Source organism: Methylobacterium sp. ME121, assembly GCF_000974725.1.
GTDB lineage: Bacteria > Pseudomonadota > Alphaproteobacteria > Rhizobiales > Beijerinckiaceae > Methylobacterium > Methylobacterium radiotolerans.
In genome coordinates this window covers 18,390-32,738 of the sequence record NZ_BBUX01000002.1, presented here as the reverse complement: position 1 = coordinate 32,738, position 14,349 = coordinate 18,390, and the positions used below count along the sequence as shown (strand labels likewise).

The window sequence follows — 14,349 nt, the reverse complement described above, 5'->3', positions numbered from 1 at the left end:
GCGCCCACGGGTTCGAGAACCGGCTGGTGATCGCGACATCCTACGCCGGTCTGGCTGGAGCGCCTAATCGCAGGCGGTCCGGACGCTCGGCGCGCATCAGCCAATGGGCGTGCTCTCGACGCTGGTCGTCAGCCCCGATGCGAAGTCGCGCGGCGGCCGACGGATCGACGCTCTCGGGAAGCGTCGAGGGCGTCCCCTGCGGCCGCCCTGCCGCGACCCGGACCGGCCGCTAGCGGCCGGACCGGGCCGATCGCCGAGCATGCGCTGTCGTCGGACCTGCGCCCGAGACCCTTGCACCACCGGCCGCTGGTCAGGGGGCGGATCTCGAAAGCAGCCACCACCGGCCGTTCGGCAACCTCGGCTCGGGGCGGTGAACGGACGTTTGTTCGACGCCGGGGATCGGAGATCCTGCTGCGCGCCGCTCGCGATCCTGCGCAATATGCCGTCTCGCGTGTCGAAAGGTGCGCGCTGCGCGCAGCACATCCGAGCACAACTCGGTTCCGGCGCTGTAAAACCTCGGCCGGTAATCCATACCTTAGAATAAATTCACTTTTGAATCGTTGTAAGTGTGTGATCTATAACACGTTTTCGGCTTGATCAACGATCCGTGAACGGCGAACACGTGGGCACTGCGCCGCCGGAGGCGCTCGTCAGCGTGATCTATGTCGTATCGCTCGCTCCTCACCCTCCTCCTCGCCACCACTGCTCTCGCCGGGCCCGCGAGGGCGCAGGACGGCTCCGTTCAGCTCAACGAGATCTCGGTCGAAGCGGCGTCGCCCGGCAATTCCGCCCCCGGCCTGACGGGCTCGGGCGGCCTCAACGTGAGCGGGGGCGACGGCGGTACGGCAAGCACCAGCGGCGGCGGTGGCGGTCCGTCCGGGATCACCGGTTACACCGCCCGGGTCGCCACGACCGCAACGAAAACCAACACGCCGCTGATCGAGGTCCCCCAGTCCGTGTCGGTGGTCACCCGCGAGCAGCTGAACGACCGCAACGTTCAGACCTTCACCGACGCGGTCAACTACGTCCCCGGCGCCGTATCCGCCCGGTCCGGCTTCGATCCGCGGTTCGATCAGATCTTCATCCGCGGCTTCGACGTGCTGACCAATCAGGGAATCTACCGAGACGGGTTGCGCGTGATCGGGACCGGCTTCGCCTACCCGAAAAGCGAGCCCTACGGCGCGGAGGCGCTCACCATCCTGCGCGGGCCCGCCTCCGGCCTCTACGGCCTCGGCTCGCCCGGCGGCATCCTCGACATCACGACCAAGCGTCCCGTCTTCGCGCCGTTCGGCGAGGTGCAGTTCCAAGCCGGCAGCTTCGACCGCTTCCAGGGCAACTTCGACGTCGGGGGGCCGATCGAGGGTTCGGGCGGCACCATGGCCTACCGTCTCACCGGCGTGCGCCGCGAGGCGGGCACCTTCATCGGTCTGGGCACGACCGACGACCAGCTCTATCTCGCTCCCGCGTTCACCTGGAAACCGTCGGCCGATACCACATTCACGTTCCTCAGCGAGTTTCAGGTCACGAATACGCCGGCGGCGACGTTCTTTTACAATGACCCGGGCTTTCGGGTGTCCAAGTTCTACCAGGGCGACCCGCGCTTCATCGGCCTCGATCAGACGCAGTACCGGGTCGGCTACGCCTTCGAGCACTTCATCACGCCGGACCTCATTTTTCGCCAGAATTTCCGGCACTACGGGCTCTTCCTGAGCGCCAAGTACGTCGACATCAACAACATCAACGAAGCACGCACGATCGGCACGCGCGATACGGGCTACATTCGCGAGGGCCTGGTGCAGCAGACGCTGGACAACCAGCTGGAAGCCCGCTTCGCTACAGGCCCGGTCGCGCACACCGTGGTCGGCGGCGTCGACTACGCCCGGTACAGCCTGAGCGCCCGCTTCGGGTTCGGGCTGGCTCCGGACCTCAACCTCGTCACGCGGAATTACGGCCAGCAGTTCATCCCGACGCCCCCCCTGGCGCCCGCGTCGCGCCAGAGCCAGGACCAGATCGGTGTCTACCTGCAGGATCAAGCCAAGTTCGGAAACTTCATCCTGACGCTGAACGGGCGGCACGACTGGGTCTTCCAGAACAACTACGCGACGCCGGACAGCGCGGTCTCACGTCAGGACAACAGCGCCTTCACGGGCCGGGTCGGCCTGGGCTACGTCCTGGCACCGGGGCTGGTGCCCTACGCCAGCTACGCCACGACCTTCACGCCGCAGGTGGGCATCGACCGGAACGGGCAGGCGTTCAAGCCCGCCACGGGCGACCAGATCGAGGCCGGGGTCAAGTACCTGATCCCCGGCACCAATATCCAGACGGCGTTCGCCGGCTTCGACATCAACCAGTCGAACATCCTGATCCCCGACGCGGGCAACCTCGCGTTCCAGACCGCCGGCGGCGCCGTGCGCTCGACGGGCTTCGAGGCCGAGGCCACGGCCAACCTCGCGCCGGGCACGAACCTGACGATCGCCTACACACACGTCGACATCCGGTTCGTGAACTCGGTCTCGGCCACCGGTCAGCCGATCGCCGGGAACCGCGTGTCCGGCATCCCCAGCGACACCTACGCGTCGTTCCTGACCTACGCCTTCCCGCCTTCCTCGGCCCTGCGCGGTCTGCAGATCGGCGGCGGCATCCGCTTCATCGGATCCAGCTTCGCCGACGACCAGAACACGGTGCGCAACACCGCGGTCACCCTCTACGACGCGCTGGTCGCCTACGACTTCGCGGCGCTGGATCCGAAGTACAAGGGCTTCCGGGCGCAGATCAACGCCTACAATATCTTCGACCGTAACTACACGACCTGCTCGTTCGGGTTCTGCAACTTCAACCAGCCGGCACGAGTCATCGGTAGCCTGATCTATCGCTGGTGAGAGCGTCCATCTCCGGCGCCTGCGTGTTCCGAGGCCCGGCCTCCAGGAGGACACGACGATCGTGGCCCGCCGCGCGGCGGGCCACGATCGCGATGGCGGGGGCGCGGATCGACGTCCGCCCGGGCGATCTGCGACCGCTGGATCACTCATCGACGGCGCAGGTCTTGAGGCGCTCCGATACGCCGGAGGGCGCGGGCCCCGGCGATGAGGCTCCGATCTACACGCGCCGAATGACCGACCCGGCCTTCCTGGCGGGTCGGGCGGCTACGCTCAGGCGGGTGTCGCCAGGTCGCCGGCGATAGGCCGCCCGGCGTTCGGCCCCACAAGGGCGCTGTGCGGCCACCGCGACATTCGCGCCGTCGACCGACGGTTCTCCACATCCTGACCGCGGCCTCGAGCGCGATCCGAACCCGATCGTCGTCTGCCTCAGGATTTCCGATCCAGACGCTTCCGGAAATCGTGCTTGATGAGCGGGTGCGGCCATTTAGCCTTTCCTATCGAGATCTGCTCGGGTTGAGGACGAACAGCTCTCCACGTGACGTCGGCAGGACGTCCTGAGCGGGCGTGACGCAGAAGCTCGAGGCAGACGCAGCGCCCGCGTCCGGAGAGACATGTCCGGGATAGGCGCCGATAGTCCGTGCGGCCGTTTCCGGGAGGGGGCGCTTGGATGATCGATCGGCGTAAAATGATCGAAAATCGAGACCGCGCTCTGACGGAGCGAATCTCGATCGAAACCGGAACAGTTTCTCCAGGATAAAATACATCTCTGGCATTCGATTTGCTCGGCGCGCGGTACTGCAGAGAAAGGAACTGTCGACGTGATGCGTCTTCTGACCCCGCTCCTCGCGGCCTCCGCCCTGGTCGCATCCATCATCCCGGTGCGGGCGGCCGAGAAGCTCGTCGTCAGCACCTGGGGCGGCAGCTTCCGCGATCTGATCGACGAGGCCATCGCCACGAAGTTCAAGGCGGAGACCGGCGCCGAGGTCGAGTACATCACCGGCGGTACCATCGACCGGCTCAACAAGGCCAAGCTCGCCAAGGACGCGCCCGAGAGCGATGTGACCTTCACGACCGCCCATGTCGGCTGGCTCTACGTCAATGACGGCCTGTTCGAGACGCTCGACATGGCCAAGATCCCGAACGCGGCGAACCTCGTCGAGCAGGCCCGGGTCAGCCCGGCGCATCTCGGCACTTGGGGCTACGTCTACACGATCGGCTACCGCGCGGACCTGACGCCCAAGGGCATGACCTTCGGCTCCTGGGCCGATCTCTGGGACCCGAAGCTCAAGAACAGCCTGGCCGCGCCCGATTTCGACCCGAGCCACATCATCGCCGTCTCGGCGCTGCTCTCGGGCGGCGACCCGGCGACCTGGGAGAAGGGGCAGGCCAAGCTGGAGGCGCTGAAGCCGAACTTCCGGGCCTTCTACACCAACGATGCCAACAGCCAGCAGCTGATCGCCACCGGCGAGACGCCCGTTCAGGTCGTGCTGACCATGAACGCCTACTACATGAAGGGCCAGGACGTGCCGGTCACCGTGGTGATCCCGAAGGAGGGTGGGGTTCTCGGCATCGACACGGTCGCGATCAACAAGGGTTCCAAGAAGGCTGAGCTCGCCTACAAGTTCATCAACATCGCTCTCGATCCCGAAGTACAGGCCAAGATCGCGCAGCTGAAGAAGGGCAGCCCGACCGTCACCAACGCCAAGGTCGATCCCGAGATCGCCAAGCTGCCGGGTGTGTTCACCACCGCCGAGCAGTGGAAGACCCAGGCGATCAACATCGACCCGAAGCTCCGGGCCGAGAAGACCGCGCTCTGGCGCAAGTGGTTCGCCGAGAACATCATGGCGCGCTAGGGCCCGCGCCATGCGCCTCGCTCGACGGGAAGCCTCATGACACCCGCGATCCGCCGCCGGCCCTTCCTGCCGCTGTTCGTGACGCCGGCGGTGCTGGTCGCCGCCGCCATCGTGGCCGCCATGGCGGCGATCCTGCGCTACAGCCTGCACGCCTACGTGCCGGGATCCCTCGACGTCGGCGGTCTCACGCTGGAGAACTTCTCCGATCTCGGCCGCCCGATCGTGCTCCGGGCGCTGCGCGACACGGTGCTGATCTGCTTCGAGACGGCGCTGATCACCCTGGTCGTCGGCTACCCCGTCGCCTACGCCCTGGTGCGCACCCGCTCGCTGCTGCTGAAGTCCGTCATCCTGATCGTCGCGGTGACCCCGCTCTTCCTCGGCGAGGTGGTGCGCACCTATGCCTGGACGGTGGTGCTCGGCAATTCCGGCTTCGTGAACGCCACCTTGCGCCAGCTCGGCCTGATCGAGCGGCCGATCCAGCTCATGTTCACCGAGCTCGGGGTGATCATCGCCCTCGTGCACGTCACGCTGCCGGTGATGGTCATCATGCTGGCCGCGGCCCTCGCGCATATCGACCGCGACTACGAGCGCGCGGCCCAGAGCCTCGGCGCCGGGCCGGTGCGCACGTTCCTCACCGTGACGCTGCCGCTCTCGATGCCCGGCGTGGTGGCGGGCTTCACCACCGCCTTCGCCTGGACGTTCAGCGCCTTCGCGACGCCCCAGGTGATCGGCGGCGGAAAGGTCGGGGTCGTCTCGACGCTGGTCTACCAGCTCGGCCTGTCCTCCTTCAATTTCCCGGTCGCGGCGTCCCTGAGCCTCGCCGGCCTGGTCCTGGCGCTCGGAACGATGTGGCTCGTGCGCCGCTGCGCCCGCCCGCTCGAAGCCCTCGGAGGCCACTGATGCGCCGCGGCCTCCGCACCCGGCTCCTCGGGATCTCCGGCAGGGTCCTCGTCGGGCTGATCCTCGCCTTCATCGTGCTGCCGGCCTTCGTGGTGACGCTCGCCGCGTTCAACGACCGGGCGATCCTGAGCTTCCCGCCGGCCAAGTACTCGACGCGCTGGTTCACCCGGGCCCTGACCTACCGGGATTTCCAGACGGGCCTGTGGAACAGCCTCGTCGTCACCGCCTGGGCCTCCACGCTCGCGCTCGCCGTGGGCACCGGCTTCGCGATCGCCCTGAAGCGATACGCTTTCCGCTTCAAGGCGGCGCTGGAGGGCGTGCTGCTCTCGCCGCTGATCGTGCCGCACTTCACCATCGGCCTCGGCCTCCTGGTCCTGGCCACCGGCATCGGTGCGGCGCGGGGCTTCTCCGTCGTGGTCCTCACCCACGTCGTGGTGGTGCTGCCCTTCGTGATCCGCTCGGTCTACATCTCGCTGCAGAACATTGACGAGCGGCTGGAGCTGGCCGCCGCGAGCCTCGGCGCCCGGCCGGGCCGCGTGCTCACCACCGTGACCCTGCCGCTCCTCGCGCCCGGCCTCGCCAGCGGCTGGCTGTTCGCGGCGATCCTGTCCTTCAACGAGTTCACCGCCTCGCTCTTCGTGACGGGGCAGGCGACCCAGACCCTGCCGGTGGCGATGTACGGCTACGTCCGCGAGTTCGCGGACCCGACGCTCGCGGCCGTCTCGGTGATCTACATCGCGGTCACGGCCCTCGCCCTGATCATCGCCAACACGTTCCTCGGGCTCGGCAAGGTTCTGAATGTTGAGCAAGGCTCTTGATCTCACCGCGGCGGGACCCCGGCCCGCCACGGCCGCGGCGCCCCGGGCAAGACCGGCGGTCCGCCTCGACGGCGTGGTCAAGCGCTTCGGCGCGGTCACCGCGCTGGAGGAGAGCTGGCTGCAGGTGGAGCAGGGCGAGTTCCTGACGCTGCTCGGACCCTCGGGCTGCGGCAAGACCACCCTGCTCAACCTGATGGCGGGCTTCCTGGAGGCGGATGCGGGCGAGATCTTCATCGGGGACGACCTCGTGACCGCCACTCCGCCCTACGAGCGCGAGGTCGGCATCGTCTTCCAGAACTACGCCCTGTTCCCGCACATGAGCGTCGCGAAGAACGTCGGCTACGGTCTGCGCGTGCGCGGCGTGCCGAGACGGGAGATCGCCGCGCGCGTGGAGGAGGTTCTCGCCCTCGTGAAGCTCTCGGGCTTCGCGGACCGCTCGCCCCGGCAACTCTCCGGCGGCCAGCAGCAGCGCGTCGCGCTCGCCCGCGCCCTCGTCATCCGCCCGAAGGTCCTGCTCCTCGACGAGCCGTTCTCGGCGCTCGACAAGAACTTGCGCGGGGCGATGCAGGTCGAGCTGAAGGAGATCCAGCGCCGGCTCGGCGTGACGACGGTCTTCGTCACGCACGACCAGGGCGAGGCACTGAGCATGTCGGACCGGATCGTCGTGATGTCGGCCGGTCGCGTCCGGCAGATCGGCACGCCGGATCAGGTGTACCGTCACCCGCAGGACCGCTTCGTGGCGGGCTTCATCGGCGACGTGAACCTCCTGCCCGGCCGCCTCGAAGCGCGGGCGGGCGAGCGCGCGACGGTCGCGGTCGGTGACCTGCGCCGCGAGGTCGAGGCCGACACCTTGCGGGACTGTGCGACCGGCGCCGCGGTCGACGTGTTCGTGCGGCCGGATCACCTCGGCGTGCGCCCGGCGGGCGAGAGCGGCACCCTGCCGGCCCGGGTCGCGGCCCTCGTCTACCAGGGCTCGCACATCGACCTGCATATCGACCTGCACGCCGACCTCCGTTCCGGTCCCATGAGCGGCGGGCGGGTGGTGGTGCGGATGCCGGGGCACGGGGCGCTCGCCACCTACGCCCCCGGATCGCCGGTGGCCCTGCTCGTGCCGCAGGCAGGCCTCGTCGCCTTCCCGGCCGAGCCGGGTAGCCCGAATGGACAAGCGGGCCGGACGGGCTCGGGACAGGACGATCCGGCCCGATGAAGCTCCTCTACGCGCGAACCTCGCCCTATGTCCGCAAGGTCCTGGTCCTGGCCCACGAGACCGGTCAGGCCGAGGCGATCGAGATCGTTCCGGTCACGGCCACGCCGACCGAACGCAATCCCGAGACGGTGGGCCACAACCCGCTCGGCAAGATCCCGGCCCTGGTGCTGGCGGATGGAACCGCGCTGTTCGACAGCCGGGTGATCTGCGAGTACCTCGACGCGCGCTCCGTCGGTCCTCGCCTCTTCCCGGAGGGGGAGGCCCGTTGGGACGCGCTCGCCCACCAAGCCCTCGCCGATGGGCTGCTCGATGCCGCGCTGCTGCTCCGCTACGAGCGCGTGATGCGGCCGGCCTCGTCGCGCTGGGATGCCTGGGAGGTGGGGCAGATCGCGAAGGTCGCCGGCGCCCTCGACCGGATCGAGGCGACCCGCGTCGGGCCTGCGGACGCGCTCGACATCGGCACGGTCGCCACGGCCTGCGCCCTCGGCTACCTCGATTTCCGCTTTCCCGACCTCGGATGGCGCACCGGACGGCCCGCTGCGGCCGCGTGGTACGAGGCGTTCGCGCGGCGTCCGTCGATGCAGCGCACGAAGCCCGAGGATTGATGCGCGACCTCGAACGCGGCGCTCGCGCCCGCCCCCGGAGCCCTCGGCGGCTTCGGATTTTCCGAACTACGACCCCAGCAAGTGCTTGTTGTTGAGACCGACCGGATTGCTATCCTCAATGCGCTCAAGCCTGAAGGCGGGCGCCACCGTTCGATCCCGACACGTCGCGCGGCCGGGTGCGTGCCCTCTGCCTGCCATGGCGGGCCGCCCTGTTCTCGGGGCGCCCCTCGGCGCCACGGCGACAGGCAGCCTGCGCTCTTGCCCGAGGTAGGAACGACCCGATGACCGTCCACAAGCGGATCCGTCCCTTCAACACCCGCGACACCTATCCGGAGCAGCAGCTCGACAACGATCTCTGCCAGACCGTGGTGGCCCGGGGCCAGATGGTCTTCGTGCGCGGCCAGATCGGTCAGGACCTCGACAGCTCCGAGAGCGTCGCGATCGGCGACGCCGCCGGTCAGGCCGAGAAGGCGATGGCCAATATCGCGATGCTGCTGGAAGAGGCCGGATCGCGGCTCGAGCACATCTGCAAGATCACGATCTACCTCGTCGACCCGCGCTACCGCGAGCCGGTCTACCGCACGGTCGGCCGCTGGTTGAAGGGCGTCCATCCGGTCTCGACCGGGATCGTGGTCTCCGCGCTCGCCCGGCCCGAGTGGCTGGTCGAGATCGACGCCATCGCGGTCATCCCGGAGGCGGCATGACGTTCTCGATCGTGGCGCGCTGCGCGTCGACCGGCATGTTCGGCGTCGCGGTCTCGTCCTCCTCACCCGCCGTCGCGGCGCGGTGCGCCCATGCCCGTGCGGGGATCGGCGCGGTCGCGAGCCAGAACGTGACCGACCCGCGGCTCGGCCGGCGCGCCCTGGACCTGATGGCGCTCGGCGCCGACGCCGAGGAGACCGTCGCCGTCCTGCGGCGGACCGGCGGCCCGATGGCGTACCGCCAAGTGCTCGTCGTGGACGCGGCTGGCGGCACGGCGATCCATTCCGGGCCCAAGGCGCTCGGGACCTGGGCCGAGGCGCGCGCCGAGAACGTCGCCTGCGGCGGCAACCTGCTGGCCGACGCGCGCGTGCCCGCCGCCATGGTCGAGGCTTTCCTCGGCACGTCCGGCCATCTCGGCGATCGTCTGCTCGTCGCGATGCGGGCGGCCCTCGCCGCCGGCGGGGAGGCCGGCCCGGTGCGGTCGGCCGGCCTGATGCTGGTGCGCGAGGTCGCGTGGCCCGTCGCGGACCTGCGCGTCGACTGGACGGAGGATTGCCCGATTGCCGGCCTCGCCGCGCTGTGGGACCTCTACCGGCCGCAGCTCGAAGCCTACGTCACCCGCGCCCTCGACCCGGTCTCGGCCCCGAGCTACGGAGTCCCGGGCGACCTATGATCGAGGACGGGACGCGAGGCGGCATCGAGGTCGGGCCGGCCGCTCGCTGAAGGCAGCGAATGCGGTTCACCCTGCGCCAGCTCGAATACTTCATCGCCGCCGGCCAGACCGGCAGCATCACGCTCGCTTCCGAGCGCATCCACATCTCGCAGCCCTCGATCTCGACGGCCATCGCGCATCTGGAGCGGGAACTCTCCGTGCAGCTCTTCGTCCGTCACCACGCGCAGGGGCTCACGCTGACGCCGATCGGCCGCGAGGTGCTGCGCGAAGCCAAGGCCCTCGTGGAGCAGGCCGAAGGCCTCTACACCCTGGCGTCCGAGGCGGGAGGACAGGTGCGGGGCCCCCTCTCGCTCGGCTGCATGGTGACGCTCGCGCCGATGCTGGTGCCCGAACTCGCCCACGCCTTCACCACCGCCTTCCCGGCCACGCAGATCCGCTACGTCGAGGGCGACCAGGAACAGCTCATCGTCGGCCTGCGCCGCTCCGAGACCGAGGTCGTGCTGACCTACGACCTGCACGTGCCGGACGACATCCACTTCACCCCGCTCGTCGACCTGCCGCCGCACGTCCTGGTGGCGGAGGGGCACTCGCTGGCGGAGCAAGCCGCCGTCGCGATGACCGACATCGTGGACGAGCCGATGATCCTCCTCGACCTGCCGCTGAGCCGCGAGTACTTCCTCGCCCTGTTCATGGCCGAGGGCCTGCAGCCGAAGATCGCCGCGCGCTCCGCCCACCAGGAGGTGGTGCGCACGATGGTGGCCAACGGCCACGGCTACACCCTGTTCAACGTGCGCCCGCGCTCCGACCTCGCGCTCGACGGGAAGCGGCTCCGGCGGGTGCGGCTCGCCGGCACGCATCGCCCGATGCGCATCGGCCTCGCGCGCCTGAAGCAGCTCAACCGCTCGCGCCTCGTGGAGGCCTTCGAGACCCATTGCCGGGCCTTCATCTCGGACGCCTACATCCCCGGCATGGTCGCGCCCGCCATCGAGCGGCGGGTACCGCGCTGAAGCCCTGCCCGGCGCGGCGAGCCCCCGAGGAACGTCCCGAGGAAATCCCCGAGGAAAGCCCGATGACCGCGCCGATCCCGATCCTGTTCCTGAACGGTCCGAACGCCAACCTGTACGGCCTCGACCCGAGCGGCACCTACGGCACGGAGAGCTTCCCCGTGCTCAAGGCGCGCTGCGAGCGGCACGCCGAGAGCGTCGGGGTCGGCCTCGACTTCCGGCAGTCGAACCACGAGGGCGTGCTCGTGGATTGGATCCAGGAGGCGCGGGGCACGGCCGCGGGCCTCGTCATCAACGCGGCCGGGCTCACCTACACCTCCGTGGCGATCCTCGACGCGCTGCTGGCCTTTCCCGGACCCATCGTCGAGGCTCACATGAGCAACATCTGGAAGCGGGAGCCTTTCCGTCACCATTCCTACGTCTCGCGGGCCGCGACCGGCGTGGTCGCGGGGCTCGGCGGCCTCGGCTACGAGCTGGCCATCACCGCCCTCGCCACCCTGGTGCGGGAGGCCCGCGCGTGACCGAGACCCTGGTGTTCGCGAGCGCCGTCGACCCGATCGAGCCCTGGCGCGCGGCGCTGGAGGCGCTGCTGCCGGACGTGCGCGTCAGGACGCCGGACGAGATCGGGCCCGGGGACGATGTCCGCTACGCGCTGGTCTGGAAGCCGCCGGCCGGATTCTTCGCGCGGCATCCCGGCCTGCGGCTCGTCACCATCCTGGGCGCGGGCGCCGACGCGCTCGTCGGCCGGGACGACCTGCCCGACGTGCCGATCACCCGCCTGTCCGACCCCGAGATGGCACGGATGATGACCCACTACGTGCTGTTCGCGGTGCTGCGCTACGCCCGCGACATCCCGGCCTTCGAGGCGGCCCAGCGGGCCGGCCGCTGGCACTACGTCCATCCGCGCGAGGCCCGGGAAATCCGGGTCGGCGTGCTGGGCCTCGGCGAGCTCGGCGGCGCGGCGGCGCTCGAACTTGCGCGGCAGGGGTTCTCCGTCGCCGGCTGGTCGCGCACGCCGAAGGCGCTTTCCGGAGTCGACTGCCACGCGGGACCGGACGCGCTGATCCCGTTTCTCGCGCGGAGCGAGATCCTGGTGGTGATGCTGCCGCTGACCCCTGAGACCCGGCGCCTGGTCGGAGCGGCCGAGATCGCTGCGCTGCCGCGGGGTGCCGCACTCATCAACGTGTCGCGCGGGGCCGTGATCGACGAGGCGGCGCTCGTTGCGGCTCTGGCGGCCGGCCACCTCGGCGGGGCGACGCTCGACGTGTTCGAGACCGAGCCGCTCGCGGCGGGACACCCGCTCTGGGGGATGGAGAGCGTCCTCGTCACGCCGCACCTCGCCTCGGTGGCGATCCCCGCCTCCGCGGCCCGGCAGATCGCCGAGAACATCCACCGGGTGCGCGCGGGCCGCGCGCCCGAGCACCGCGTGGACCTGACGCGGGGCTACTGAGAGGCTGGCACGGACGATCTCACGGCCGACGCCCGTTTCCTGCGGCGCCTCCGGCCCGGGTCCGGCCCGTCAGGCCCGGGTATAGGCGTCGTAGTTGCGCTGGATGACGATGTGGTCGGCGATGTGCTTCGCGTCCTGCCAGCAGCCGTAGATGAAGGCGGAGGCGCGGTTGGTCAGGTCGGGCAGGCCGAGGAAGTAGATGCCGTTCTCCGCGGAGACGCCGCGCTTGTGCAGGGGCATGCCCTGCTCGTCGAACGCGTCGACGTCGAGCCAGCTGAAATCGTACCGGAAGCCGGTCGCCCACAGGATGGTGCCGATGCCGGCTCTGCCCAAGTCGAGGCTGAGGATCGGCTCCTTGAGGCAGTCCGGGTCCTCGTAGCGCTGCCACGCCTCGGGCTCGGGCGGCAGGTCCATGCCCTTGCGCACGATATAGGCGTCGGCGTCCCGGAGGACCTCGAAATAGGCCTCGTCGCCCTCGGCGATGTTCCGCACGAGGTCGTCCGCGAAGTGGAGCGTGCCGTTCTCGTAAGCCTGGGTCACGCCGACCAACGTGACGCCCATATGCGCCAGGCGCCGGAAATCGACGGTCCGGCCGCCCTCGTAGCCGCTCACCGCGAAGGCGACGTGGCGCTTCTTGCGCTTCGACTTGACTTCGTCCCAGAGGCCGAGCGCGCCCAGCCACCAGCAGTAGTCCCGCTGGCGATAGGCGCGGGGCGGCCGGTAGTGCTCGCCCACGGACAAGTAGACTCGCCGTCCAGCCTTGCAGAGCTCCTCCGCGATCTGCGAGCCGGACGCGCCGCATCCGACGACCAGCACGGCGCCGTCCGCCAGCTGGCCCGGATTCTTGTACGCTGAGGAGTGTAACTGATGGACCGCCGCGTCCCCGGGAACGATGTCCGGGAACGAGGGCACTTGGAACGGCCCGGTCGCGGCCACGACGCGCCGCGCCTCGAAGATGCCGTCCGACGTCGTCACGGTGTAGCCGGGGCGACCCTGGCTGTGCCTGACGAGCCTGACCTCCACGCCGGTCCGGATGGGAGCCTCGATCATCGCGGCGTAATCGTTGAAGTATCTCGCGACGCGATCTTTGCCCGGAAAAGCGTCCGGATGCACATCCTCGAACGTCAGGTTCGGGAAGCGGTCGTGCCACGCCGGCCCGTTCGCCACGAGCGAGTCCCAGCGCATGGAGCTCCAGTTCTCCGCGATACGGCTCCGCTCCAGCACGATGTGCGGGATCTTCAATGCGCTGAGATGCTCGCTCATCGCGATACCCGACTGGCCCGCTCCCACGACCAGGGTGTCGGTGGTTTCGACTGCCATGTCAGCTCCCGAAAGCTCGCAGACTCTTCAATCACGAGATCCGCCGGCGGCGTCGGAACCGGCCGGATTGGACCTGCTGTACGCGGGGTCGGCGACGGTGATTGGTGAGTCGGGTCTGCTGGAACGGGCCGCAGATGAGAAGTACGATTATCGTATGGTGTGCTTCGGAAAATGCGAATTGCTCATCCGAGCTGACGTCTGCGGTGCGCGGTCGTCCTGCCGGCGCGGGCGCGCGCGCTGAGATCCCGAGGCAACCGACCCCGACCGGTCGCCGAAAGCGGATGATCGCACGGCAACGTCCGAGCGCCCTCATCTCACCGCGTCCGCTCGCGAGCACCCAGGACGGCGACGGCCTCTGCCGATCCGCCGCGCCCCATTCGATCCTAGAGACGGCATGCGGTTCTTCCGAAGATCCCCTCTCGGGCACTCTCCGACTCGCGCCTGGGCCAAGCGAGCATCCACTCGCTCACGGTCGGGCGTCGCAGCGAACAGACCGGTATCGGCCAGGATCAGCCGGTTGCTCCGCGCCCGTCGGGAGGTTCGCCGGTCGCCCCCGGCAGCTCCCAAGCAGACCTCAGCCCGGCACGCGTTGCCGGATGCGAATGTCCCTTCCTGTCGATTCCGGATGCTGTGAGGGACGGATCCGTCCCCGACAGGGGTGCGGGCCCGAACCGAGCAAGTGTCGCTGGTCTCCCGCGCGATTCAGAGTGAATAGATCCCGCCTGAACACACCAGCCTGCGGGCTCAATATTTGAGCGACCGTGACGCACAATGAGGCGCCGCGTGACGTCTTTTTCCGCCGCCTCGGTTTGACAAATCACTGATTCGGAAATGATATACCGATATATCGCTAAGCGCCGCCGGGGGCGGGACAGCCTCGCCCACCCGTTCGGGTCAGGCCGCCGGCCTTCGGGCGGCGAAGAGTAGATCTCGAGCAC

General features: G+C 69.1%; 12 protein-coding genes. 11 read left to right on the top strand and 1 reads right to left on the bottom strand.

The genetic code is table 11. The annotated features are described in order from the left end of the window. Positions 1 to 662 precede the first annotated feature (662 nt). The 11 genes from ME121_RS02610 to ME121_RS02560 all read left to right on the top strand — a co-directional run bounded on the left by ME121_RS02610 (position 663) and on the right by ME121_RS02560 (position 12,091). Complete coding sequence (locus ME121_RS02610; RefSeq protein WP_059408302.1) at positions 663 to 2,879, top strand: TonB-dependent siderophore receptor; 2,217 nt, start codon at positions 663 to 665, stop codon at positions 2,877 to 2,879. Positions 2,880 to 3,700: 821 nt separating this feature from the next. Then, complete coding sequence (locus tag ME121_RS02605; RefSeq protein WP_089231062.1) at positions 3,701 to 4,732, top strand: polyamine ABC transporter substrate-binding protein; 1,032 nt, start codon at positions 3,701 to 3,703, stop codon at positions 4,730 to 4,732. Between the two features lie 36 nt (positions 4,733 to 4,768). After that, positions 4,769 to 5,632, top strand: coding sequence for an ABC transporter permease (locus ME121_RS02600; RefSeq protein WP_059408301.1), 864 nt, complete (start codon positions 4,769 to 4,771; stop codon positions 5,630 to 5,632). Further along, the gene (locus ME121_RS02595) at positions 5,632 to 6,450 is read left to right on the top strand and encodes an ABC transporter permease (protein WP_059408300.1); all 819 of its coding nucleotides are present in this window, start codon (positions 5,632 to 5,634) and stop codon (positions 6,448 to 6,450) included. The genes ME121_RS02600 and ME121_RS02595 overlap by 1 nt, the downstream gene beginning before the upstream one ends. Further along, positions 6,431 to 7,657 carry an ABC transporter ATP-binding protein gene (locus ME121_RS02590; RefSeq protein ID WP_059408299.1) on the top strand — a complete coding sequence of 409 codons (1,227 nt, stop codon included), beginning with the start codon at positions 6,431 to 6,433 and terminating at the stop codon, positions 7,655 to 7,657. The genes ME121_RS02595 and ME121_RS02590 overlap by 20 nt, the downstream gene beginning before the upstream one ends. After that, positions 7,654 to 8,262 (top strand): glutathione S-transferase N-terminal domain-containing protein, encoded by a 609-nt coding sequence (locus ME121_RS02585; RefSeq protein WP_059408298.1) that lies wholly within the window; start codon positions 7,654 to 7,656, stop codon positions 8,260 to 8,262. The genes ME121_RS02590 and ME121_RS02585 overlap by 4 nt, the downstream gene beginning before the upstream one ends. 281 nt (positions 8,263 to 8,543) lie before the next feature. Further along, complete coding sequence (locus ME121_RS02580) at positions 8,544 to 8,966, top strand: RidA family protein (protein ID WP_024829447.1); 423 nt, start codon at positions 8,544 to 8,546, stop codon at positions 8,964 to 8,966. After that, entirely contained in the window at positions 8,963 to 9,637 is a 675-nt protein-coding gene (locus ME121_RS02575; RefSeq protein ID WP_024829448.1) for a DUF1028 domain-containing protein, read from the top strand. Before ME121_RS02580 ends, ME121_RS02575 begins: the two co-directional genes overlap by 4 nt. Before the next feature lie 59 nt (positions 9,638 to 9,696). After that, positions 9,697 to 10,644, top strand: coding sequence for a LysR family transcriptional regulator (locus tag ME121_RS02570; protein ID WP_024829449.1), 948 nt, complete (start codon positions 9,697 to 9,699; stop codon positions 10,642 to 10,644). A gap of 62 nt (positions 10,645 to 10,706) precedes the next feature. Next, on the top strand, positions 10,707 to 11,162 hold the full coding sequence (locus tag ME121_RS02565; RefSeq protein WP_058607671.1) for a type II 3-dehydroquinate dehydratase: 456 nt from the start codon (positions 10,707 to 10,709) through the stop codon (positions 11,160 to 11,162). Further along, on the top strand, positions 11,159 to 12,091 hold the full coding sequence (locus tag ME121_RS02560; protein WP_089231064.1) for a 2-hydroxyacid dehydrogenase: 933 nt from the start codon (positions 11,159 to 11,161) through the stop codon (positions 12,089 to 12,091). The genes ME121_RS02565 and ME121_RS02560 overlap by 4 nt, the downstream gene beginning before the upstream one ends. A 69-nt stretch (positions 12,092 to 12,160) precedes the next feature. On the opposite strand, the gene ME121_RS02555 is transcribed toward ME121_RS02560, so the two are convergent. Continuing rightward, positions 12,161 to 13,411 carry a flavin-containing monooxygenase gene (locus tag ME121_RS02555; protein ID WP_059408297.1) on the bottom strand — a complete coding sequence of 417 codons (1,251 nt, stop codon included), beginning with the start codon at positions 13,409 to 13,411 and terminating at the stop codon, positions 12,161 to 12,163. Positions 13,412 to 14,349: the final 938 nt, after the last annotated feature.

Coding starts and splice junctions, on each gene's coding strand:
- ME121_RS02610 (WP_059408302.1), top strand. CDS start 663: ATGTCGTATCGCTCGCTCCTCACCCTCCTCCTCGCCACCACTGCTCTC.
- ME121_RS02605 (WP_089231062.1), top strand. CDS start 3,701: ATGCGTCTTCTGACCCCGCTCCTCGCGGCCTCCGCCCTGGTCGCATCC.
- ME121_RS02600 (WP_059408301.1), top strand. CDS start 4,769: ATGACACCCGCGATCCGCCGCCGGCCCTTCCTGCCGCTGTTCGTGACG.
- ME121_RS02595 (WP_059408300.1), top strand. CDS start 5,632: ATGCGCCGCGGCCTCCGCACCCGGCTCCTCGGGATCTCCGGCAGGGTC.
- ME121_RS02590 (WP_059408299.1), top strand. CDS start 6,431: ATGTTGAGCAAGGCTCTTGATCTCACCGCGGCGGGACCCCGGCCCGCC.
- ME121_RS02585 (WP_059408298.1), top strand. CDS start 7,654: ATGAAGCTCCTCTACGCGCGAACCTCGCCCTATGTCCGCAAGGTCCTG.
- ME121_RS02580 (WP_024829447.1), top strand. CDS start 8,544: ATGACCGTCCACAAGCGGATCCGTCCCTTCAACACCCGCGACACCTAT.
- ME121_RS02575 (WP_024829448.1), top strand. CDS start 8,963: ATGACGTTCTCGATCGTGGCGCGCTGCGCGTCGACCGGCATGTTCGGC.
- ME121_RS02570 (WP_024829449.1), top strand. CDS start 9,697: ATGCGGTTCACCCTGCGCCAGCTCGAATACTTCATCGCCGCCGGCCAG.
- ME121_RS02565 (WP_058607671.1), top strand. CDS start 10,707: ATGACCGCGCCGATCCCGATCCTGTTCCTGAACGGTCCGAACGCCAAC.
- ME121_RS02555 (WP_059408297.1), bottom strand. CDS start 13,411: ATGGCAGTCGAAACCACCGACACCCTGGTCGTGGGAGCGGGCCAGTCG.